Annotated in this window: 20 protein-coding genes; 10 read left to right on the top strand and 10 right to left on the bottom strand. The window is 58.0% G+C overall.

What is annotated here, in order from left to right:
* Together U5K31_08415 and U5K31_08410 are read right to left on the bottom strand one after the other, a co-directional pair.
* Positions 1-1,713 (bottom strand): M28 family peptidase, encoded by a 1,713-nt coding sequence (locus U5K31_08415; GenBank protein MDZ7772745.1) that lies wholly within the window; start codon positions 1,711-1,713, stop codon positions 1-3.
* A 15-nt stretch (positions 1,714-1,728) separates the two neighbouring features.
* Positions 1,729-2,487 (bottom strand): segregation/condensation protein A, encoded by a 759-nt coding sequence (locus U5K31_08410; GenBank protein ID MDZ7772744.1) that lies wholly within the window; start codon positions 2,485-2,487, stop codon positions 1,729-1,731.
* A gap of 196 nt (positions 2,488-2,683) precedes the next feature.
* Here U5K31_08410 and U5K31_08405 point away from each other — a divergent pair, with 196 nt between their 5' ends.
* From U5K31_08405 to metK, 4 genes are all read left to right on the top strand, one after another.
* Positions 2,684-3,229 (top strand): sigma-70 family RNA polymerase sigma factor, encoded by a 546-nt coding sequence (locus U5K31_08405; protein ID MDZ7772743.1) that lies wholly within the window; start codon positions 2,684-2,686, stop codon positions 3,227-3,229.
* A 115-nt stretch (positions 3,230-3,344) separates the two neighbouring features.
* The gene (locus U5K31_08400; protein MDZ7772742.1) at positions 3,345-4,133 is read left to right on the top strand and encodes a hypothetical protein; all 789 of its coding nucleotides are present in this window, start codon (positions 3,345-3,347) and stop codon (positions 4,131-4,133) included.
* A gap of 88 nt (positions 4,134-4,221) precedes the next feature.
* Complete coding sequence (gene ruvB, locus U5K31_08395; protein ID MDZ7772741.1) at positions 4,222-5,235, top strand: Holliday junction branch migration DNA helicase RuvB; 1,014 nt, start codon at positions 4,222-4,224, stop codon at positions 5,233-5,235.
* Between the two features lie 113 nt (positions 5,236-5,348).
* Complete coding sequence (metK, locus tag U5K31_08390) at positions 5,349-6,497, top strand: methionine adenosyltransferase (GenBank protein MDZ7772740.1); 1,149 nt, start codon at positions 5,349-5,351, stop codon at positions 6,495-6,497.
* Here metK and U5K31_08385 read toward each other — a convergent pair.
* A complete protein-coding gene (locus U5K31_08385; GenBank protein MDZ7772739.1) occupies positions 6,494-7,627 on the bottom strand; it encodes a hypothetical protein in 1,134 nt (377 codons plus the stop codon). The genes metK and U5K31_08385 overlap by 4 nt on opposite strands.
* 158 nt (positions 7,628-7,785) lie before the next feature.
* Between U5K31_08385 and U5K31_08380 the strand changes: the two genes are divergently transcribed.
* Both U5K31_08380 and U5K31_08375 read left to right on the top strand, forming a co-directional pair.
* Complete coding sequence (locus tag U5K31_08380) at positions 7,786-9,063, top strand: Nramp family divalent metal transporter (GenBank protein ID MDZ7772738.1); 1,278 nt, start codon at positions 7,786-7,788, stop codon at positions 9,061-9,063.
* A 46-nt stretch (positions 9,064-9,109) separates the two neighbouring features.
* The gene (locus tag U5K31_08375) at positions 9,110-11,968 is read left to right on the top strand and encodes a hypothetical protein (protein MDZ7772737.1); all 2,859 of its coding nucleotides are present in this window, start codon (positions 9,110-9,112) and stop codon (positions 11,966-11,968) included.
* Positions 11,969-12,019: 51 nt separating this feature from the next.
* On the opposite strand, the gene U5K31_08370 is transcribed toward U5K31_08375, so the two are convergent.
* Entirely contained in the window at positions 12,020-12,367 is a 348-nt protein-coding gene (locus tag U5K31_08370) for a hypothetical protein (GenBank protein MDZ7772736.1), read from the bottom strand.
* Between the two features lie 8 nt (positions 12,368-12,375).
* Positions 12,376-13,398, bottom strand: coding sequence for a phosphoribosylformylglycinamidine cyclo-ligase (gene purM / locus U5K31_08365; GenBank protein MDZ7772735.1), 1,023 nt, complete (start codon positions 13,396-13,398; stop codon positions 12,376-12,378).
* A 472-nt stretch (positions 13,399-13,870) separates the two neighbouring features.
* Here purM and dtd point away from each other — a divergent pair, with 472 nt between their 5' ends.
* A complete protein-coding gene (gene dtd / locus U5K31_08360; protein MDZ7772734.1) occupies positions 13,871-14,311 on the top strand; it encodes a D-aminoacyl-tRNA deacylase in 441 nt (146 codons plus the stop codon).
* Positions 14,312-14,329: 18 nt separating this feature from the next.
* Here the strand turns inward: dtd and U5K31_08355 are convergent, their stop codons facing one another.
* Positions 14,330-14,665: a hypothetical protein gene (locus U5K31_08355; protein ID MDZ7772733.1), complete on the bottom strand. Its 336-nt coding sequence runs from the start codon at positions 14,663-14,665 to the stop codon at positions 14,330-14,332.
* Here U5K31_08355 and U5K31_08350 point away from each other — a divergent pair.
* Positions 14,609-15,214, top strand: coding sequence for an alkaline phosphatase family protein (locus tag U5K31_08350; GenBank protein MDZ7772732.1), 606 nt, complete (start codon positions 14,609-14,611; stop codon positions 15,212-15,214). The two genes, U5K31_08355 and U5K31_08350, sit on opposite strands and share 57 nt — an antisense overlap.
* Before the next feature lie 37 nt (positions 15,215-15,251).
* Here U5K31_08350 and U5K31_08345 read toward each other — a convergent pair whose 3' ends face one another.
* Complete coding sequence (locus U5K31_08345; GenBank protein MDZ7772731.1) at positions 15,252-15,812, bottom strand: adenylate kinase; 561 nt, start codon at positions 15,810-15,812, stop codon at positions 15,252-15,254.
* A gap of 182 nt (positions 15,813-15,994) precedes the next feature.
* On the opposite strand from U5K31_08345, the gene U5K31_08340 reads away from it, so the two are divergent.
* Positions 15,995-17,149, top strand: a complete 1,155-nt coding sequence (locus tag U5K31_08340) for a mechanosensitive ion channel (protein MDZ7772730.1) — start codon at positions 15,995-15,997, stop codon at positions 17,147-17,149.
* Positions 17,150-17,180: 31 nt separating this feature from the next.
* On the opposite strand, the gene U5K31_08335 is transcribed toward U5K31_08340, so the two are convergent.
* Positions 17,181-20,399 carry a glycosyl hydrolase gene (locus U5K31_08335; GenBank protein MDZ7772729.1) on the bottom strand — a complete coding sequence of 1,073 codons (3,219 nt, stop codon included), beginning with the start codon at positions 20,397-20,399 and terminating at the stop codon, positions 17,181-17,183.
* A 161-nt stretch (positions 20,400-20,560) separates the two neighbouring features.
* Here U5K31_08335 and U5K31_08330 point away from each other — a divergent pair, with 161 nt between their 5' ends.
* Positions 20,561-21,787 (top strand): FtsX-like permease family protein, encoded by a 1,227-nt coding sequence (locus tag U5K31_08330; protein ID MDZ7772728.1) that lies wholly within the window; start codon positions 20,561-20,563, stop codon positions 21,785-21,787.
* A 6-nt stretch (positions 21,788-21,793) separates the two neighbouring features.
* Here U5K31_08330 and U5K31_08325 read toward each other — a convergent pair whose 3' ends face one another.
* Positions 21,794-22,249 (bottom strand): MarR family transcriptional regulator, encoded by a 456-nt coding sequence (locus U5K31_08325; protein MDZ7772727.1) that lies wholly within the window; start codon positions 22,247-22,249, stop codon positions 21,794-21,796.
* A 105-nt stretch (positions 22,250-22,354) separates the two neighbouring features.
* Complete coding sequence (locus tag U5K31_08320) at positions 22,355-23,122, bottom strand: exodeoxyribonuclease III (protein MDZ7772726.1); 768 nt, start codon at positions 23,120-23,122, stop codon at positions 22,355-22,357.
* Between the last annotated feature and the right edge of the window lie 5 nt (positions 23,123-23,127).

Below are 23,127 nucleotides of genomic sequence, written 5' to 3'. Positions count from 1 at the left end.
CTAGCGAGACTCCGTCCTGGTAATCTCTATAAACTCCTGGTTGTCCACCACCGGTGGATCTTCGCTGTTGGCCACCAACACGGCCGAGGCATAGATGGTTTGTGTGCGCCGGACAAGCATATCGAAGCGGATCTTGTGCACCTCGTCGGAGGGCCGGTGATAGTCTTCATGAACACCCGTGAAAAAGAAGACGAAGGGCACGCCCAGGCGGCCGAAATTCCAGTGGTCGCTGCGCCGGTAGAACTGGTTGGGGTCCCGCAGATCGTTGTATCGGTCGCTGAGCACCAGCTTGCCCGATCGCTCGTTGGCCTCCTCCAGCAGACGCGCAAGGTCGGATGAGATGATACGTCCCCCAATTATGTAGGTGTAGTCGGAGACGCCCTGTTCTTCCTGCTGGCGGTCAACCCGGCCAATCATATCCACATTCAGGTTGGTGACGGTTTTTTCGATGGGAAAGATGGGATGGTCGGAGTAGTAACGCGAGCCCAGCAGGCCTTTCTCTTCGCCCGCCACATTCAGGAAGAGGATGCTTCGCTGCGGGCGCAGTCCGTCGTCGCGTGCCTCGGCCAGGGCCCGGGCCACATTCAGCAGCCCGATGGTACCGCTGCCGTCGTCGTCGGCCCCGTTGTAGATACGGTCGCCGTTCTCGTCCGGCTGCCCGATGCCCACGTGGTCGTAGTGGGAGGTGAGCACCACCACCTCGTCCTTCAGCTCAGGGTCCCCGCCCTCCAGGAAAGCTGCCACATTTTTTGTAGGGACGGTGACCGTGCTGGTATGGAAGTTCTGCTCAAGGGAGTAACCCGTCGGACGGGCGCGGAACCCGGCGATCTCCTCCAGGAGCCGGTCATGATGGCTCCGGAGGGCGCCCTCGCCCTCCAGTCCCAACATCTCGGCAGCCAGCACGGGATGGACGACATTCAGGGCAGGTCCCATGCTGCCGTTCTCCGAACCCCGGTCGCGGTAGGCCAGGCGCATGCCCTGCGGTTCGCCGTAGCCGACCGCCTCTTCGGCGGCACTCTCCTCAAACTCAGCTGCGCTCATGCCTGGAATGAGCAGGACGCCCCGGGCCCCGGCCTCGTTCAGAAGCGATCTGAAGCGGGAGCGCGAATCGATGTCGGGGCTGAGGAGGGTGTCGCCCTCCACCACGCCGGGGATGTCTTCGTACACCATCACCCACTTATCCTGCAGGCTCGCCCCCTCCAGATGCTGTACGCCGCGTTCGGGATCATTCACACCGAAGCCCGCAAACACCACCTCGCCGCTGACGTCGGTTCCTCCCCCGAATGCGGGTACAAAACGAGCACGTGAGCCCGGTGCCGCCACGGAGCGGCTCAGCACGCGGGACCCTGTGGTGTCGCGAACTACATAAACGGCACTGTCGGTGCGGGTGGCGTTGAGTTCGAAATGCTGGAAATAGCTGTTGTTATCTCCCACCGGCTGGAGTCCCAGTTCGCGGTATTCCCGCGCCAGGTAGTCAGCGGCCATGCGCAACCCGCGTGTGCCGGTCTCGCGCCCCTCCATGGAGTCGTGGGAAAAGGCGGTGAGACGGGGACGCAGATATTCCTCGGTAATCAGCTCCTGGTAGGAGAGCAGCCGTTCGGTAGGTCCGGCGTCTGTAGAGGGGGGTTCGGTAAGGCTTTCACGGCCGGTGCTGCAGGCGCCGAGCGCGAGGGCCATTCCGGCAACAAGGATAAATCTGGATGCATATTTCATGGCTGGAAAAAGTATTTAGGAAATAATGCCCTGGTCCGAGCCGATGATCTCGTCCACAGGTTTCAGGTCAAGATAGAAATGGGTGGGATCCTCGTCCTCGATGTAGAGGTTGATCTGGCGCTCCTTGAGCATTTCCAGGACAGCCAGGAAGGTGATCACAATATAGATTCGCGAACCCAGCTTGCGGGCCATGTCCAGAAAAGAGGTGCGTCCCTGCTGCTGCAGGTGCTCCAGCACCCACTCGGCCTGCTCCTCCACGGTCACCTCGATCTTTTCCACGTGGTGGAGGCTCTTTTTCTCCTTCAGGTCGTTGAGCACCTTGTTAAAGGCCGCCATCAGGTCGAACATGGTCACATTCTTCAGCGCCTCTCCCGAGGCCTGCTTCTCGACCCGGTCCACTTCGTGATAGCCGCGGTAATGTGCCTTCCTGGCCTCTTCTTCCATGCCGGACATCTTCCCGCCCATCTCCTTATAGCGCTTGTACTCCAGCAGCCGCTGGACAAGCTCGTAGCGGGGATCGTGCTCGTCCATGACTTCCTCCTCGCCCTCATGTGGAAGCATCATCCGGGCCTTGATGGACATGAGCATGCTGGCCATGAGGATGAACTCGCTGGCCACGTCCAGGTCCAGCTCTTCCAGCATACGGATGTAATCCAGAAATTCGCCGGTAATATAGGAGACAGGAATGTTGTAAATATCAAGCTCGTCCCGCTTGATAAAGAAGAGCAGGAGGTCCAGGGGACCCTCAAAATTTTTCAGCCGAACTCGGTACATGTTAGGCGCCAGGAATGCACGTTTGGGGTATGCCACCTCCGTTTTACAGCAATAAAGTAACAAAATAATCAAGTCTAATAGTAGCAGAATCTGCCCCGCGCCGGGGAAGAGTGTGCAAATAGTTGTTTAAATATATTAGAGTTTTTTTAAGTTGTCGGGACCAAAAACAGGGGACGCACCGCAACGCATTGGCGAAATGGATTACTCGGAACTCGTACAGGCCCTTGAGGAAAACGACCGGGAGAACACAAACAGGCTCCTGCAGGAGATACGTCCGCGCCTGCTTCGCTATCTCTATGTGCATATGAACGCCCAGCGGGAAGATGCGCTCGACTGTGTGCAGGAGTCCCTCCTGGTAACGGTCAACGCCATCCGTGAGGGGCGCATCCGCAACCCGCAACAGGTTTTCTCCTACCTGATCACCACCTGCCGCAACCAGTACCTGAAAATGATAAGCCGCAGGCGCGAGCGGCCCTACGATGAGGTGCCCGACACGTCATACCATGCTCCCGGGCAGCTGGCCGCGCTGGAAAACAGGGAACGTTTCGAAATTCTGGAGCGCTGCATGGACGAACTTAAGGAGGAATACCGCGAATTCATCGACTACTGGTTCGAGAATCCCGACACCGACGGACCGACCGTGGCCGATCACTTTAGGATCAGCGTCAACAACGCCTGGATACGGAAACACCGCATTATCAAGCAGCTCAATCGCTGTATCGATAAAAAAAGTAAATTATAGTGTAAGGAATGATCTTCGCAACGGTCATACCATTGATAGGGCCCAAAAGAGGGCGGGATCGTGTACACATGGACTGCCCGTCTCCCTGTACCGAAGATCACAGCTCCCGAACACCATGAATGAATCGAGAGAAATAGCACTCATCCGCAAAATCGACGCCTACGTCAAGGGCACGCTCTCTGATGATCAGGAGGATGAACTGTGGGCGGAACTGCTGCAGAAGCCCGACTACATTGACTACCTGGAAACCGAACTGGCCGTGCGCGACCTGGTCCGCGGCCGTAACAGGGTGGAGGGCGACAGGCGAGACGGGGAGATCGCAGACCGCGGAAGCACCTCCATTCACCTGCTCAGCGGCCGCTGGGGTCGCGTCGCGGCCGCCGCCGCGGTGCTGATCGCAACGCTGGCCTATCTTTATTGGGGACTTCCGCAGCAGCCCGAGCCCGGGCAGCTGGCACTGACTCAGATTGACACACGCACCGAGCTTGCCCTTCCCACGGTCACCCGCGGAGAAGGAGATCTCGGCACTGCCGACTCCCTGCTCAACGCAGGCTACCATGCCCTGGTGCTGGGCAATCGCGGTGAAGCCCTTCGTCTTTTCTCCGACCTGGCGCGGGACCGAAATGGGGAGGCCGACGCGGCGCGTGCCCACCTGAATATCGGCATTCTCGAATATAATGCCGGACGGTTTGCACCTGCAGACAGCGCCTTTCACGCCGCCGCCTCCAACGAAGAGGGACCCGCCCTCGTTCGGGAAAAAGCCTGGTGGTTCCTGGGCAACACCTTGCTGCGCACCGAGCGCACCGCCGAAGCCCGCGAGGCCCTGGAGCAGGCTGCCTCCCTCCAGGGACCCTATGAGGGACCCGCCCGACGCCTGCTGGAACAGCTGCCTTCAGGAGACTAGGTCCGGCCAATCGCCCTTCGAAATTCCTGCAGAATAAGTTACTTTGCCAGCGGCAGGCACTACCCGATCATTCCACATCCCAACCGCCGTGCAGAATCCATTGCTCGACGCCGAAAAGAACGACGAGGCCTTTGAACGGACGGTACGGCCCTCCAGCATGGAGGAGTTCATCGGTCAGCGAAAGGCGGTTCGCAACCTCTCTGTGTTCATCGAAGCGGCCCGCAAACGCGGGGAGGCCCTTGACCACGTCATTCTCTCGGGTCCTCCGGGCCTCGGCAAAACGACCCTGGCCCATATAATCGCCAACGAGATGGGCGTACAGATACGCCCCACTACCGGACCCGTACTGGAGAAAGCGGGCGACCTGGCGGGCATGCTCACCAGCCTTGAGGAAGGCGACGTGATCTTCATCGACGAAATTCACCGCCTCAATCCGGTCGTGGAGGAGTACCTCTACTCGGCCATGGAAGATTATAGGCTTGACATCGTCATCGACTCCGGACCCAACGCCCGCAGCATTCAGATCGAGCTGAACCGCTTCACCCTGGTGGGGGCCACCACCCGCAAGGGGCTACTTACGGCTCCTCTGAGAGCGCGTTTCGGAATTGACATGCGCCTGGACTACTACGACGTGGAGCTTCTCCAGCGCATCGCCCTGCGCACCGCCCATATTCTCAATATGGGCATCACCGATACGGGCGCCCACGAAATCGCCCGTCGCAGCCGGGGCACGCCCCGCATCGTCAACAAGCTGCTGCGGCGCACCCGCGACTTCGCGCAGGTGGAGGAAATGGACACCATTACCGACGGGATCGCCGACAAGGCGCTGAACGCGTTGGATGTTGACCAGAACGGGCTGGATGAGATGGACATTCGCATCCTGAAGGCCATCATCGAAAACTACGCCGGGGGACCCGTCGGTCTGGGCACACTGGGCGTGGCCGTAGGCGAGGACAAGGGCACCATCGAGGAGGTCTACGAACCCTTCCTCATCAAGGAGGGCTTCCTGCAGCGCACACCCAAGGGTCGCGTAGCTACCCGCAGGGCATTCGAATACCTTGGGGTGGACCCCAAGAAGAACGAAAACGACCTTTTCGGCTGATCACCCTCACTTTCGCACCCCCTCCCGGTACGGGCCGAATGGTGTGATCTCTTCTCCTTTTTTCTTAGCTTCTCTGCTCATTTGATTTCAAACACACAGAGCATAACCGCACCATGAAACGACTCTTCACCTCCGAATCGGTTTCCGAGGGACACCCGGACAAGGTATCCGATCAGATTTCCGACGCCATCCTCGACGCCATGCTCTCGCAGGACGCCGACTCCCGGGTGGCCGTAGAGACCCTGGTGACCACCGGGCTGGCCGTCATTTCAGGCGAGGTGACCACCGAAGCCTACGTGGACGTGCAGGAGATCGCGCGGGAGGTGATTCGCGACATCGGCTATACCAAGAATTCCTACCGATTCGATTCGGAATCGTGTGGTGTGCTGACCACCATCCACCAGCAGAGCCCCGACATTGCACAGGGCGTTGACGAGGGCGAGCAGAAGCAGATGGGGGCGGGCGACCAGGGCATGATGTTCGGCTATGCCTGCCGGGAGACCGATACCTACATGCCCATGACGCTGCAGTACGCCCACGACCTTCTTCGGAAGCTGGCCCACATTCGCAAGAAAACCGCGCTCATGCCCTACCTGGGACCAGACAGCAAGAGCCAGGTGACCGTGGAGTACGACCGTGAGGGACGGCCGGAACGCATCGATACCATCGTAATTTCCACACAGCACGACGCCGATGCCGACCAGCCTCGGATCAAGGAGGACCTGGAGAAGCATCTCATTCCTGAGGTAATTCCCGGCAGCCTCATCGATCCGAACACCATCCTCCACGTCAACCCCACGGGCAAATTTGTCATCGGGGGCCCCCATGGCGACACCGGACTGACGGGCCGAAAAATCATCGTTGACACCTACGGGGGACGAGGGGGACACGGGGGCGGAGCCTTTTCGGGCAAGGATCCCAGCAAGGTGGATCGCAGCGCTGCCTACGCCGCCCGGCATATTGCCAAAAATGTGGTGGCGGCTGAACTGGCCAACGAGTGCCTTATTCAACTCGCCTACGCTATTGGCATTGCCGAACCGGTCTCCATCAACGTCAATACCTACGGTACCGGGAAGGTGGAGGACACACGGCTGGCTCAAGCCATTCAGCAGACCTTTGACTGCACGCCGACCGGCATCATCGACCGCTTCAACCTGAAGCAGCCCATCTACCGCGAGACAGCGGCCTACGGGCACTTCGGTCGGGAACACTTCCCCTGGGAGAAACTGAACTATACCGACAAGATTGAGAACGCGCTCTAGCCGTAGCGGTAGATGGCCGCAACAGACGCCCCGTCGGGCATCTCCCCGCGATCCAGTGCGTAGACATCGCCGCCCTGCGTAAGGGTTTGGATGGCGGACTCGTTGATCAGGTCATAGACGCCGTCACCCGGACCTTCGGCACGGTGCACTACATCGCGTCCGGAGTCAAAGCGGCCCCAGCTCTGCTCGCCCTTCGCGATGAACAGGGTATCAACCTTCCCATAGTGGGAGGACTCGACTATGCGGCCCAGGTTGTCCGACTGCCGATCGCTTCCCTTCAGGTCGTTGTACCGGGAGAGATCGTTGTACATGTCCTGCAGAAAATACTCCCTGATAATCTTCCAGGCCCGGTCCCGCAGATCCTCATCGCTCCAGGGATCGGGATTGTTCTCCAGGGCGCGGTCCATAACCCGGCTGTAGTGATTAACCTTGCGGTAGAGGGCCACAGCCTCCTTAACCCCGGCCAGTACCAGGGGATCGTTGCGCTGACGCATCTGTGTGGTTACTTCATTCTCGACCTGTTTAAGATAGTTCTCAACGTAATGGCTTTCCACGGAGGCATCCCCCCACCCGTGAAACATTGACTTCTGTCCCCCCCGACCCGAGGCTGACGAGAGGCTCTTCTCCTCCAGATCGTACTTTTTAAACTCTTCCATACTCGTGGGCGCCTCCTCCAGGGCGATGGTGCGGACCTTGTCCCGCGTGGCTCTCAGCAGGCGGATTTTTTTCTGGCTGATGCCCAGCACGCAGAACGAACCGTCCAGGGCGATCATGGGCAGCAGGGGAGTGACCATAAAACGGGATCCCGCATAGACCTGCTCGGGCACGTCGAGGGGCACCCTGAAATGCCGGGAGCCGGACTCCGTCAGGAAAATAGCGAGTCCGCGGTCGCCATGCTGCCAGAAGAGGGGACGGTCCAGGAGATCGCGGGCAGGCTTCAACAGCTCCTTGATGTCCCGTTCACCCATATCCAGGGAGACGAGCTGCTGTTCAGCCTCCTTCAGCTGGTTTTTCAGTCGTATAGGGTCCTGCTGCACCTCCTCACCCCGCTCATGGGTTGGCAGAAATATGGAGACCGAGGGGTTTTGGGCCTGTTCGATCAGCTCCAGGATGGTCGAACGTGTAATCATGGTATCCTCCTATGCTTCTTGATATTTACGTCATCGGTTTATCGGTTAACAATAGGATCGGACCGAAGATTCACCCGTTGCACCCTCTATTTTACAAGTTTAATTTCGCGGCCAAATTGTGTATATAATCCGGAGCCGGTTCTAAATCATGACCTCCGATGGACAATGACAGCACTCAGAACAGGTGGGAGGGGATAAGGCAAAGCCTTGGCCCCGGCCTTCTGATGGCGGCCGCCGCCATCGGCGTCTCCCACCTGGTGCAATCCACCCGCGCCGGGGCTACCTACGGCTATGCGCTCATCTGGGCGGTGGTTTTAGCCAATTTTTTCAAATATCCCTTTCTGGAATTCGGGCCCCGCTACGCCATTGCCACCGGCGAGAGCATGATTGAAGGCTACCGGCGCCTGGGCCGTTGGGCCATCTGGATTTTCGCGCTCTTCACCCTGGGTACCATGTTTGCTGTGCAAGCCGCCGTGACGGTCGTGGCTGCGGTGCTGGCGGCCGAATTGACCGGCCTGGCCCTTACTCCCCTGCTTTGGAGCGCTATCCTGCTGGGCATCTGCATCGTCCTGCTGCTGTCGGGGCGCTATTCGGCTCTGGACGGCTCCGTAAAGCTCATCATGGTGGTTCTCGCCGGTTCCACCCTGCTTGCCCTAGGGGCGGCCCTGTGGCAGGGCGGTCAGGCAGCGACAACTCCGATAGCGGCTCCCTCCCTCTGGAACATAGCCGGGATCTCCTTTCTCATCGCCCTGATGGGCTGGATGCCCATCCCCATCGACGCAGCGGCCTGGCATTCGCTCTGGACGCTCGAGCGTGCGAAGCAGACCTCCTACAGGCCCAAGCTGCGCGAAAGCCTGCTCGATTTCAACATCGGCTACCTGGGGGCCGCCGTACTGGCCCTCGGCTTCCTGCTGCTGGGCGCCCTGGTCATGTACGGCAGCGGGGAGGACTACGCCTCAAGCGGCACGGCCTTCGCCTCCCAGCTTCTCTCACTCTACACCACCAACCTGGGCGCCTGGGCCTACCCGGTGATTGTCATATGTGCCTTCACCACCATGTTCAGCACCACCCTGACCGTTACCGACGCCTATCCGCGCGTCTCCCGCCGTATCCTGGAGGTGATGTGGCCCGACACCTTCCGCGACCGCGACAACCTCCCCCTCTACCGACTCCTGCTGGTGGGCGTTCCCCTGCTCAGCCTGGGCGTACTCTGGTTCATGGGCGAACAGTTTACACTGCTGGTGGACCTGGCCACCACCCTTTCCTTTCTCACCGCGCCGGTGCTGGCCTGGATCAACTACCGGCTGGTTCACGCACCCCACATGCCCGACGCCTGCGTCCCCAGGCCGTGGCTCCGGTGGCTAAGCTGGGGAGGCATGGCCTTCCTGACCGGGTTCGCACTTCTTTTCATATACTGGAGACTTACCTATGGGTAACGGGAAACAATGGTTTCTGGCCGGTGTATTTCTGCTTGCGGTTTGTATGTCAGCACAGGCCCAGTTCTATCCTGTGGAATACCGTCCCCCCAACCAGGCATGGCAGGAGCTCTCCACCAACCACTTCCGCATCGTCTATCCCGCGGGTTCGGACTCAGCCGCCCTTGCCACGGGACGACTGCTGGAGGCGCAGTACGGGGAGGTCCGTTCGCTGGTAGGCGGCGAGCTTCACAACTTCCCCGTGGTGCTTCGGGGATACAACGACCGCTCCAACGGGTTCGTCACCTCTCTTCATTTCCGCTCTGAAATTGACCTGGCACCCGCCGCCGGCAAGACCATCAATCCCCGGTCGGGCAGCTGGCTGGAGGCGGTGGTGCCCCACGAGCTGGTTCATGCTCTGCAGTACAGCAATCTGGGGGGATTCACTCTTCCCTCCATTGTGGGTTTTTTTGCCCCCGACCTGGGACGTTCCTTCCACGGGGCCATTCCCTCGGGCATCAATGAGGGCATCGCCGTGCACCATGAGAGTACCGGGGTGCTGCCGGGAGGAGGAAGAGGCGGCTACGCCTGGTTTACCGGTCCCTACCGCGCCCTCCACGGGGGAGAAGCTGCCTGGAGTATGGGACAGATGGTACAAACCTCTTCCTATACCCGTCCCTACAACCGCCACTACATAGGAGGCGGCATCTTTACGTCCTGGCTGCATCAGGAATTTGGAGAAGATATCACCCGCCGGGCCCTCGACTTCTATGTCCGCTTCCCTTTTCTGGGCTACGGCTGGGCCCTGCGCCACACCACGGGTTTCTGGCCTTCCCGGCTGCATAACCGCTTTGAAGAGGCCTGGAATGACACCCTGTCAAGTACTCCATCCTCCACCGGCGCAACCGCGCATACGACGCCCGAAATCTTGCCGGGCCTGACCTACAGGGGCATCTCTGCGCGGCAACCCCAGTGGGCAAACGACTCCACCCTGGTTTTTCATCTCTCCTCCTACAACAGCCGCTCTGGATTCTATCAATACCGGCTGTCCAGCGGTGATATGACGAGGCTGACAACTACCGGCAGCGTCTCCGACTATCATTTTGATCTCTCCCCGGATGCCAAACAGCTTATTTTCGCGGTTCACCGTCCCAGCGCACGCTATGACAATGCTTTCCGCGCCGACCTTGCCCTCTGGGAGAAAGACGCCGGCAGACACCGCTTCCTCAGCAGAAACCTCGGCCTCTTCTCGCCCGTCTTTGCAGAAAATGACATCTATGCGCTGCAGAACATAGATAGCTCCACACGCCTTGTTCGTTTCGATCCTGCTAGCGGCCAGCCCACTCCTCTGCTTGACATCGGTAATGCGCGTGTGACAGACCTAGCTGCATCTCCAGTCGGCTCGGACCGCCTGGCCCTGATCGTCAACCGCCGCGGCGTCCAGGGACTATGGATTGTGGATACCGCCAATCTCCCCGGCAATCTGCCGAAGCAACCTGACATCGCTTTCGAAAACGGCTCCGTATTTGATCCCGAGTGGCATCCTTCCGGCAAATATCTGCTTTTCAGCTCAGACCGTGACGGCAGCCTGCAGCTTTATGAATACCGCCTGGACGGGGCGTCGGTGCGGCAACTCACCAGTACACGAAGCAACGTATTCGAGGGTTCCTACAGTCCTTCCGGGGACCGTATAGCCTATGTTGTTCAGGAAGGAAGCGAACACCTTCCAGCCCTTATGGAGCGCAGTTCAGGGACCAGTTATCCCACGCTTCCCGAAGATATATGGCAGGCAGGACCCTCTGTAATAGAACGCATGACCCGCCCCCCTGCGGGATCGACCGCCGACACCACAGGCTGGGAAGAAGGGGACTACAAGGTGGGAATGGAATGGCTGCGTCCCCGCCTGCTTCTTCCCTACGTGGAAGAAGTTTCCAACCGAGATGTCTACCGCATCGGCATCTCCCTGCACAGCAGTGATCTGCTCCAGCAGCAGTCTTATGGTCTGGACCTGACCCAGGTACAAGATCGTTTCTGGTACGATCTGACCTACCGCAACTCCCGCTTTTTTCCTGGTTTTGAAGCCAGTATATCCAGCACGCCTTCCTATCGCGACTTCCGCTTTGTTACTCAACAGGATACCGTAGTCCGTAGCATGGTGCGTGAGCAGCGTGATTTTTCCCTGGCCTTTCCTTTCCGCTGGACGCTTGAGAACAACGTCTTTTTCAGTTCCCTTACCCTGCGGCCCGAGCTTTCACGCTCACAAATACGCTATTTCGAGCTCCACCACGCCGGTGACGCCGCTTCTGACTTTGCCAATATTCCCATCGGCCGACTTTACGCCGTTCTCAACTATCGCCTGCAGCAAAACAGCCGCGACCTTCAACCCAACAGCGGAGTTCAGTTATACGGGCAGCTGGAACACTATTTTTCCGGAGACCATACGGTGATCAGCACCCTGGGCGAGCAGTTTCAACTTAATTTCAACCGTCCAACCGCACTGCGCGCCGGCATCAATACATGGGTGTCACCCCTTCGCCGCTTCAACCAATCCCTCCGGCTGGGCATTCAGCTGCTCACCCAGACGGCTCCCGTATTCGATACACAGTCCGTGGTTTCCCAAGCCTTTGCAGATCCTGTACTTCCCCTCGCCTCCAACCTGGTCAGCCTGGAGAGTCGCTATACCATCCCACTCTTTTATCCCGACAACGGGGGATTTTTACTTCCTCTCTACCTTGAAAATATCTATCTGGCAGCCTTCAGCGATACGGTTTTCGATCCTTCCAACGGTGGACTTTCCCAAGCGCAGTCGGTAGTGGGAATTGAGCTGCATACAAAATTCCGTCTTTCCAATCTCTCCCTGGACGTGGGCCTTGGTATTGGCTATGAGCCTTCCAGAGACCGTTTCGGCCTGGTTTTCCGTTTCTGATCTACTTCTCCTGCGCCAAAGGCTCCGCCGCTGACCGGATGGCCGGTCGCCTCAGTCCTTCCCCGCTTTTTCAAGCAGATGATCGGGTACTTCCAATTCCATCCGGAGAAGGGTGGAGGCGTGGGTCTTGCCCTGGGCATCCAGCTTGAGGGAAACCGTACCACCGCCGCCCAGGCTGTTATACAGAATAAAATTCAGCGCACCTATATTGGGCAGCTCATAGCGCTCCACCTCGCCCCTGCAGATGTGCTTCATGTGCTCTTTCACCCTTTCGGCGGTAAGCTCTTTAACCAGGAAGGGATAGATATCAGGGTGTCGGGCAATAACACCAATATTACTCCCGTCTCCCTTGTCCCCGCTTCGGCCGTGCGCTATGTCAATAAGTCTCGCTTTTTTCATGTCATTTCTCAGTTGACGGTTCCGATGGGAATGATCTCCTCGCCCAGCTCCTCTGCCGCCTCGTATACCGCATTCTCGGCCTGTGGATCCACCACGGCCACCAGACCAATGCCAAGATTAAAGGTGGCGCGCATATCCTGTTCCGGTACGTTGCCCAACCGCTGAATCAACCTGAAAATGGGTGGACGCTCCCACGCCTCCCAGTCTATATCGGCTTTTCTTTCCCCGGGTAGTACCCTGCGCGTATTCCCGGCGATACCTCCGCCGGTGATATGAGCAAATGCCCGAAGCCCTTCCAACTCCTTCAGTTTTCGAATGTGCGGAAGGTAGGACTTATGTATGCTCAGCATGGATATCCCCAGGGTGGCATCCAGTTCCTCCACATATTCATCTACGGCGTACTCCCGGAAGAGCACCTTGCGGGCCAGAGAATAACCGTTGGTATGAAGCCCTGAGCTCGCCAAGCCCAGCAGCAGATCACCCTTCCTGGTTTCCTCTCCCGTAATGATGCGGCTGCGGTCCACCACACCCACAACCGTGCCCGCCAGGTCAAATTCACCCTCGTCGTAGATATCCGGCATCTCGGCAGTCTCACCTCCCACCAGCGCAACACCATTTTCCCTGCAGGCTTTTGCGAATCCCCGTACCACTTCGTAGCCTACATGCTCCTCCAGTTTTCCCGTGGAAAAATAGTCCAGAAAAAAAAGAGGTTCTGCACCACAGACGGCGATATCATTCACGCAGTGGTTCACAAGGTCCTGCCCTACCGTGTGGTATATTTCGCAGCGAAAGGCCACGATCAGCTTGGTCCCCACCCCGTCCACGCTGCTAACGAGTACCGGATCGTCCATACCGGTAAAATCAGCCCGGAAAAGTCCACCAAATCCCCCTATGTTGCGAAGCACCGATTCGTTGTGGGTCTCCTGCACTACTCCTTTGATGGACTCCACCATACGTTCGCCGGCTTCGATGTCTACACCGGCATCCTTGTAGGTGAGGGATTTCTTAAGAGATCTATCGGAATCGCTCATCGCTTCATGGATTATTGCGAAAATTGAATAGTGGTTTCGTTTTTTGGACGAATAGAAATATAGAAAGAAGCCCCCGCTTTTTTAAAACTATTTCTCCACACAATCCACAGGTAAAGGGTAATAACAATAGAATATATAATATTTGTAGTCCATTGTAGGTCCCGTGGATAAGTTGATAACAAATGTATGCACATGCCCAAGCGGGGAGAGAATCAAATGTTTATAAAATTGTTAATAAAGGGACCTATAAAAAACAAGTATTTAGGGGAAGTAAAAAGGAGATATCCACAAATAAAAAAGGTCCAATGTGGATTGTTTTCTAGTTATGCACGCTGTAATGACTCTTGAAAACTTGTGGATAGCGGGTTTTGAATGTGAATTGATGTGGAAAATTTTGTCATATTCGAGGAAATAGCAAGGGTAAGTGAGTTATACACATAATAATCCACAAATTTTGTAACCCCATCCACCCATGAAAATAGTTATCCAGCGCGTCAGCAGTGCATCGGTTCGTTCGGAAAGCGAGAAGTTGGGAGTCATCGGCAGAGGCCTGCTTCTGCTCGTAGGTATTCGCAAGGGAGACAAGCGCGAGGATGTGGAGTGGTGCTGTGAAAAAATACGAAAGATGAGAATCTTTGATGATCCGGAGGGCAGGATGAATCTCTCTGTGGAAGATGTGGAAGGGGAACTGTTGATCGTATCGCAGTTTACCATCTATGGTGACCCCTCCAGGGGTAACCGTCCCAGCTACAGCGAAGCGGCTGATCCCGGACATGCGGAGGAACTCTACGACTATATGCTTCACTACCTGGAGAACAACTTCGCTGGTCCTGTGGCCGCCGGCCGTTTTGGCTCGTATATGGAGGTTGATCTCAGTAACGATGGCCCGGTAACCTTAATTTTGGATCGCTGACCAATGGGTGTACTGTTCCTATTTGTGGACGGTATCGGGCTGGGAAATTCCGGTGAACAGAATCCTTTTGACCGGAATGATCTGCCGGGGTTCAGCGAAATGGCCCGGGGCGGAGCCATGATAGATGGGGCAGACTATGAGGAGGAATACCGTCTGCTGCGCGCGGTAGATGCTAATTTGGGCGTAGAGGGGCTGCCGCAGAGCGGCACTGGGCAGGCGGCGCTGTTTACCGGTGAGAATGCCCCGGAAGTCATAGGCAAACACTTCGGTCCTTTTCCTCATTCGGGTGTAAAACCCATGCTTTGCGAGCGGAGTGTCTTTTGCAAAGCACAGGAACGTGGATGGAAATGCCATTTTATCAATGCCTACCCGGAGATTTTTTTTCAACACTCCCGACAACGTGGGAGGTGGACCTGCACTACGCTGATGAGTCGGGCCGCGGGGCTGAAGCTGAATGGGGAAGAGGAGGTACGTCTGGGAAAAGCTGTAACGGCCGGGCTGACGCAGCGGGCCTGGAGAGAGAAGTTGGGACTGGAGGTGCCGGTTATTATGCCGGAAGAGGCGGCGGAACGTGTTCTGGAGAGCATGGACCAGGTGGACCTGCTGCTCTACGAATACTACCTGACCGACAAGGCGGGACACGGCCGCAGCAGGTTGCAAGCCAGTGAGATACTGGAACGTTACGGTCGTTTTCTCAGGCGTCTATTGAAAGGGGTAAAGAGTGGCCACACCCTGGTGTTGTGCAGCGATCACGGCAATCTGGAAGATCTCTCCGTCAAGACGCACACTTGCAATCTGGTGCCTCTTTACGTTCAGGGTCCCGGGTCCCGCCATTTTCGCCGGGCTGAGCGCATCACGGATGTCACCCCCGCTATTCTTGCCGTGTTGGAAGAGGAGGGATAGAAGAGGTGCGGAGAAGGCTTTCCCGCGGCAATGGGCGTCAAGAGGCGTCCAGCGTCTCGCGGATGCGCTGTTGGATTTCCGCGATAGAGCCTGTGCCGTCAATTTCGGAGACCAGATTCTGTTTGCGGTAGTACGTCAGAACAGGAAGGGTCTCCTCCCAGTAGACGCTGAGGCGCTTCTTTATCTTCTCTTTTGTATCATCGGATCGTCCCTCTCCACGGCTCAGAATACGCGATATGAGCTCCTCCTCGGGCACCTTCAGCAGCAGGAAAGCTTCCAGTGTGCGGCCCTTTTGCTCTAAAAACTCATCAAAGGCCTGGGCCTGGGGGACGGTGCGGGGGAAGCCGTCCAGGATAAAACCATCCCGGTAACGCTCCTTGGCAAGTTCATCCTCGACCAGTCCTACCACTGTGTCATCCGGCACCAGTTCACCGGCTTCCAGGATGGACTGAACTTTTTTACCCAGGGAAGTCTGATTGCGTATGGCGGTGCGGAAAATCTCGCCCGTAGATAAATGGGGAATGTCGTAGTGCTCCTCGATGCGTTGGGCCTGTGTTCCCTTGCCCGCGCCCGGGGGGCCGAATATGATGATGCGCATGAATTGCTGGTGTTTGAGGGATGGGTTGAGAACCCTGAAAATAGGGCTATAACCCGGCACATTCAATGGGAATAGCGGTACAGCCGGTTCGCTGAAGCGGGTAAATGACATTTGCTTGTTAAGCGAGGCCCTCCTATTGTTAGTTGCAGCGGCACGAAAAGATGCACCCATTCCTATTGCGCATGGAGTCGATGAGCTGGAGCGAAATTCTGGAATATGTGGCCTGGTTTTTCAACGTGGTCCTTTTTGAGGTAAAGGACACGCCTATCACCATAGGCAATGTCTTCGTTTTTATACTGTTTATCGGCCTCTCTATAGCGACTGCTTACCTCGTGCGGAAAGTTTTGATCCGGAAAGTGCTGGACCGCTTTAACATAGACAAGGGAATGAGCTACACCCTCTCCCGCGTCACCCAGTACGTTATCGTCAGCGTCGGCGTTCTTCTTTCCCTGCAGTTTATAGGGTTAGATCTGAGCAGTCTGGCAGTGGTTTTCGGCCTGCTCTCGGTGGGTATAGGCTTCGGGCTGCAGAATGTCACCTCCAACTTTATTTCGGGACTGATTATTCTTTTTGAACGGCCCATTGCGGTCGGCGACCGCGTCAGCGTCAACAATATTGAGGGAGATATTACCCAGATCGACATACGCTCCACCAAGGTGCGCACCATCAACAACATCTCCATCATCGTCCCCAACTCGGAGTTTGTTTCCAAAGACGTTATCAACTATTCCTACGGCGATCCCACCTATAGGCTGGACATCGATGTGGGGGTATCCTACGGCTCCGACCTGGAGAAGGTACTGAAGGCCCTGATGGAAGTGGCCGAAGATAACGAAAGTGTAATGGACGATCCCGAACCGGAGGTGCACCTGGTGGAATTCGGGGACTCTTCGTGGAATATGCAGCTCCGAGCCTGGATCGGCGACGTTAAATACTATCCGAAGGTACGCAACGAGCTCAACCAGGCGGTGGTCCGCAAGTTCCGGGAGCATGGGGTGGAGATTCCCTTTCCGCAGCGCGACCTGCACCTGCGCAGCACGGTACCCCTTTCGCAGGATCTGCCGAAGGCAAAGAACATGGAGGAGAAAACCTCCGAAGAGATGCCGAAGCCGGAGGAGAGGGCAAGGGGAGAAGAGCTGGACCGAGAGGAAGAAGATCGGAACGCCGGTGAGCGTGCCAAGCGGGAGAAGGCGCAGCGGTCAACCGAAGAGGACCGCAAGATGGATCCCAGGGATCGCGAGCGCAGGGATGAGGTCAAACGACGCGAACGCGAGATGCTGGAAGAGCAGTCCCGGGATCCGGAAGAGGAGGACGACAAAGAAAAGCCCGACAGCTGAAGACAGCTGTCCGAATGCCTGAAGATCCTTTCTACCGATTGTCAAACTCCACGGCGTCCGACTCCAGCTCGCGGGTCAGTTCGGGAATCTCACCTTCCAGGATGGGCTGCAGCATTCTGAGCTGCTCATCCACCTGCGCCGCCAGGTGCTCGTAGACGGCATACTGCTGCTCAGTGGGCCGGTTGTCGCCGGTTGCCACGGTGCTGGCCAGTGACGCCAGCTTGTTATTCAGGCGGATGGGATAGTTGAGCACGTCCTGGCTCGATTCGGCCCGGGTCTGCACCAGGGCCTGCTCGATGGAGGCTAGTTGCCCGAGGATCTTTTCGCCCAGCTCCTGGGCCTCTTCATTATCGCTGTTCTCGCTCATCATATCCTGGATTCCTGTGCGTACCTCGCGGATACGGTTGATGGCCTTGTGGGTGGTGTCCAGTTTGGCAATGATCTCCGAATGCAGGTCGAACTGCGCCTGGAAGTCAGACTGGGTGGTCTCGATGCGCGGGTCCTTCTGGATGATGAAGTCCTGCGACATCACCGGTTCCCCGCCCACCAGCAGCCGGACCTCGTAGGTGCCCGGGATGGCGGAGGGTCCGTCCGTGTCGCCCGCCCAGAGAATCTGGCGCCCGTCCAGTTCGGTAGCGCCAGGGTACTCCATGTCCCATGAATAGCGGTTGAGTCCGGCGTCCGAGCCGAGCACGTCCCCCGGGAGGTCGCCTTCCCCGCGGTGGAAGTTGTTGTCGCCGCCAACGGGATTGCCTTCCAAGTCGTGCTTGCTGGAAAAGGTACGGATCAGGTCGCCGTCGCCCTCCAGGAACTGAAGCTCGATTTCGGCTTCGGTGGAGTCCTGAAGATTGTAGTAGACCACGACGCCGGGATCGGGATTTTCGCCCGACTGCATGCCCGGGAAGCTGTAGCCGCCTCCGCCGAAGAGGTAGGTGTTTTCAGGCTGGTAGAGATGGTACTCGGCGGCAACGACCTCGTCACGGATCTGGTGGAGCACAGGCAGATCGTCCATCACCCAGAACGAGCGGCCCTGGGTGGCCACGACCAAATCCTTGTCGCGTTCGTGAACGGCCAGATCGGTGATGGGCACCGCCGGCAGGTTCTGCTGCAGGGGCTGCCAGGAGGTGCCGTCGTTGAACGAGACGTAGACGCCGGTTTCGGTGCCCGCGTAGAGCAGGCCTTCACGGTTAGGGTCCTCCCGGATCACTCGGGTGAAGTCGCCCTGCGGGATTCCGTCGTTGATGCGTGTCCACGTCTCGCCGAAGTCCGAGGTTTTGTAGAGCATGGGCGTGAAGTCGTCGAACTTGTAGCGGTTGACCGCCAGATAGGCGGTTCCGGCATCGAAATGGGAGGCCTCGACGATACTAATCATCGACTCCGGCATGCCTTCTGGAGTCACTTCCGTCCACGTTTCTCCGTTGTCGCGGCTCACATGCACCAGCCCGTCATCTGCGCCGGCCCAGAGCACGCCCTGGCGGACGGGCGATTCAGCGAAAGCGAAAATGGTGTTGTAGTATTCGATGCTGGTGTCGTCGTAGGTAATGGGCCCGCCGCTTTTCTGCTGCTTCGATTTGTCGTTGCGCGTAAGGTCGGGGCTGATTTGATCCCAGCTCATGCCCTCGTTGGTGGAGCGGTGCACGTACTGGGAGGTGGTGTAAAGCACGTCGGCATCGTGCGGGGAGATATGGATGGGGAAGGTCCACTGGAAACGGTATTCCAGGTCGGAGGCCCCGTGTCCCATGGGGTTGTCCGGCCAGACGTCCACGCGGTCGCTCTGCTCGGTACGGTCATTGAATTTGTTGAGATAGCCCCCGTAACTGCCGCCGAAGGTGACATTGGGATTGTCCGGGTCGGGGGCGATGTAGCCACTCTCCCCTCCGGCCACCGGGTGCCAGTCGCGCTCGCCTATGGTGCCGCCCTCCGTCCGGCTCTTAATGGAGACCGTGCTGTTGTCCTGCTGCGCGCCGTAGATGTGGTAGGGAAATTGATTGTCAGTGGTCACGTGGTAGAACTGTGCGGTGGCGGAGGTGTAGTAGGAGGACCAGTTCTCCCCGCCGTTGTAGGTCACCTGTCCCCCTCCGTCGTCAGCGACGATCATGCGGTCGGGGTTGTTGGGATCCACCCAGAGATCGTGATGGTCGCCGTGGGGGGTGCCGATGCCGTCGAATTCCGAGCCGCCGTCCTGTGAACGGTAGAAGCCCACGTTAAGAACATAGACCTCGTCCTCGCTTTCCGAGCCTGCGGTGATGTGGGTGTAGTACCAGGCGCGCTGACGGAGGCTTCGGTCGGAGTTGGTGCGGTTCCAGGTGGTCCCGCCGTCGTCAGAGCGGAAAACCCCGCCGTTGTTGCTTTCAATGATGGCCCAGACCCGGTCGGAGTTGAGGGGGGAAACGGCTACGCCGATCTTGCCCATCAGTCCTTTCGGCATGCCGGGCCGCGTGGAGAGGCTGGTCCACGTCTCGCCCCCATCGGTGGATTTGTATAGACCGCTGCCCGGTCCCCCGCTCGACATTTTCCAGGGGTTGCGGTAAGCTTCCCAGAGGGTGGCGTAGAGTACGCGCGGGTTGTTGGGATCAATTTCTATATCCACCGCGCCGGTCTGGGGATTGCGGTAGAGGACCTTTTCCCATGTCGCCCCCCCGTTGGTGGTCTTGTAGACCCCGCGCTCGGTGTTGCCATCCGTGCCGAAGGTGTGTCCCATAGCCGCCACCCATGCGATGTCCGGGTTGTCGGGATGCACTACGATTTCGCCGATGAAGTGGGTATCACCCAGGCCGATGTGCTCCCAGGTCCTGCCACCGTCCAGCGAACGGTAGACGCCGTCGCCGGCCGACATGTTGCCCCGGATGCAGGTCTCGCCCATGCCGGCATAAACCACGTTGTAGTCGGAGGGGGCGACCGTCAGGGCGCCCACCGATCCAGTCTTGAAAAATCCATCGGATACATTGATCCAGGTCTGTCCCCCGTTGGTGGACTTGTAGACCCCGCCGCCTGTGAAGCCGGTATAGTAGGTGTTGGGCTGGTCGGTGTGTCCGGCCACCGCCACCGAGCGTCCGGCCCGGTAGGGTCCGATGTTGCGATAGTCCAGCGCGCGGAGAAGCTGATCCTGGTAGGCAGGCGTGGAGGTGTCCCTGCCGTGGCCGAAGATCTGCGCTTGGGCAGGGAGGGTGAAGGCCATCAGAAGTCCCAGCAACGTCAACGTGACGGTTCCGGGAAAGATAAAGTTATGGTGTGCGTTGCGCCCCGACATAGGTATACCCCTTTGTTTTTTGTTTTTGGAGAAAGCAAGGTCCGTTGCCTTAAAATATATGGATGGCGCATATTTAAAAATGTTTTCTGTGGGTCTACTGACGTGATTTTACGCAGGCCGGCCAGTTTCACCTTTGACCATTTATAGCGAACTTAGAAGCCATGAAGAACACCTCCTTTATCGCCCGGCGCTATCTATTCTCGCGCAAGCATGTCTCGCTTATTTCCACGCTTACCGGGATCAGCGTGATCGGGGTGACCATCGGCACCGCCCTGTTGATCGTGGTGTTGTCGGTTTTCAACGGGTTTTTCGAGGTGATCAAGGGTTTCCTGCTGGAAAACGATCCGGACCTGCGCATCGAATCGGCTGAAGGCCGGGAGATGGGTTTCGACGCAGCCCTCCGGGAGGAGCTGGCCGCTATACCTGAAGTGCGAATCTACAGTCCCTATATCGACGGAAAGGCGCTGCTGGCCCACAACCGGAGCCGCGACCGGGTGGTGCCGGTGCGCGGTATCGAGACCGACTCTTTTGAGCGGCTCCATGGGCTCGCCGGACAGTTGTCCAGCGGGGTGTACGACCTTTCGGTAGAAGACCGTCAGCCGGGGGTCTTGCTAAGCGAGCAGCTAATGGCCGAACTGGGCATCAACGTGGGCGACGAGGTCGCGCTGCTGAGCGCCGAGGGGATGCGCAAGGCCCTTACGCAGTTTTCCCTTCCACGCACCTACCGATTTGAGGTTCGGGGCTCCTATTCCACCGTGCAGCTCGCCGGACAGGCCCCGGCCTATGTCGCCCTGGAGGCGGCAAGCCGCCTCTTTGAGTTCGGAGGCACGGTGACGGGTGTAAATCTGCGTCTGGATGATCATCAACAGGCCGAGCAGGTAAAAGGGGAGCTGCAGCGGCGTCTGGGCAGTGGCTATGCCCTCTCTACCTGGTACGACCTTCAGCGGCCGCTCTACGACGTGATGTACCTGGAAAAATGGGGATCCTACCTGATCCTGATGATTATCGTGCTGGTGGCGGCCCTCAATATTGTGGGGTCCCTTACTATGATCGTTATTCAGAAAAACCGAGATATCGGTGTTCTGCGCACCATAGGTCATACCCCGGGTAACATACGACGGATATTCGTAAAGCAGGGGTTTTACATAGGGCTCATCGGCTGCGGGGCGGGGGGCGCGCTGGGACTGCTGCTGAGCTGGCTGCAGAAGGAATACGGGTTGATCAAACTCTCCTCGGACTTTATCCTGGAGGCCTACCCTGCCAGCATCAGCGCGGTAGACGTATCGGTGATCCTGCTGGGGAGCCTGATGCTCTGTGTAGCGGCCAGCTGGTATCCTGCCGCGCGGGCCGCGAAGGTGGAACCTGCCGATGCGGTTCGCAACGAGTGAATCCGCTCAGAAATCCTGTCCTCCGAGCCCCAGCTTTTTACAGATGTGCGCCAGTTTCTCCTTTTCCCCGGGTTTAAGTACGGCGAATTCCTCCATGATGCGCTCCAGGTGGCGGGGAAAGAATTCACGAATGAAACGCTCGCCCTCCCCGGTAAGACTGACCAGCATGGAGCGCCGGTCGTCGGGATCGCGCCTCCGCTTCACATGGCCGCACTTCTCCAGGTTGTCGATCACCAGGGTGATGTTGCCCCCGCTCTTGAGTAGTTTTTCACCCAAAGACTTCTGGTTCAGGGGCCCCAGGTGCAGCAGCGCCTCCATTACGCCAAACTGGCTGACGGTGAGGTCGGCTTCCGAGAGATGGCGGTTCAAGCGATTGTTGACCGATTCGGAGGCGCGCATCAGTTTGATAAAGGCGTTCAGGGTGCGCTTCTCCTCGTCGGAACCCCGGTAATGCGTAGACATATTTAAATATTAAATGGTTCTACTTTGAATAGATAAATTCAACGGTAAATATACAAGCATATTGGATAAATGCATGGAAGGAGGACACGCTAAAGGCCCGGTGCATCAGAGGTCGTAGGATACCGTGACGGGCGCGTGGTCCGAAAGGTCCCACTCCCGTTCGATTAACGCCTCGCGGGCGGCATGCACCAGGGAGGGCGTGCCCATGTGATAGTCGATGCGCCAGCCTTTGTTGCGTTTCTTGGAGGCGGCGCGATAGCTCCACCAGCTGTAGAGGTCGGTTTCCCCGGGGTGCAGGTTGCGGTAGATGTCCTCGTACCCCTCCTCCAGCAGTTGGCTCACCCACCGCCGCTCCTCCGGCAGAAAGCCCGAGGTGTTGCTGTTCTGCTTTGGGTTGTGGATGTCGATGGCGGTATGGCAAATGTTGAAATCACCGCAGAAAACCACCGGCTTGGACTGCTCCAGCTGGCGCCGCGCCAGGGGAAGAAAATGATCCAGGAACTCCATTTTGAGAGATTGGCGCTCGTCCCCGGTGGTACCGCTGGGAGCGTAGAGTGAGAAGACGGTGAGCTCCTCATATTCGGCCATCATGAGGCGGCCCTCCCGGTCGGCCCACTTGAGTCCCATGCCCCGCTCCACGTGCAGGGGTTCCCGTCTGGAGAGTATGCCCACGCCGGCGTAGCCCTTCTTTACGGCGGGGTGCCAGTAGGCGTGGTAGTCCAGCCTGCGCACCGGGTCCGGCACTTGTCCGGGGAGGGCGCGCAGCTCCTGCAGGCATAGGATGTCGGGTGCGCGTTCGGCCACCCAGTCGGTAAAGCCGCGCCGGTGGGCGGCGCGGATGCCGTTTACGTTCAGGGAGGATATGACCAGCACGAAAT

It is taken from the genome of Balneolaceae bacterium (assembly GCA_034521445.1).
In the GTDB taxonomy this organism is placed as follows: Bacteria; Bacteroidota; Rhodothermia; order Balneolales; family Balneolaceae; genus JAXHMM01.
Note: the sequence above shows the minus strand (reverse complement) of the source record. Positions and strands in the feature narration are given on the sequence as shown.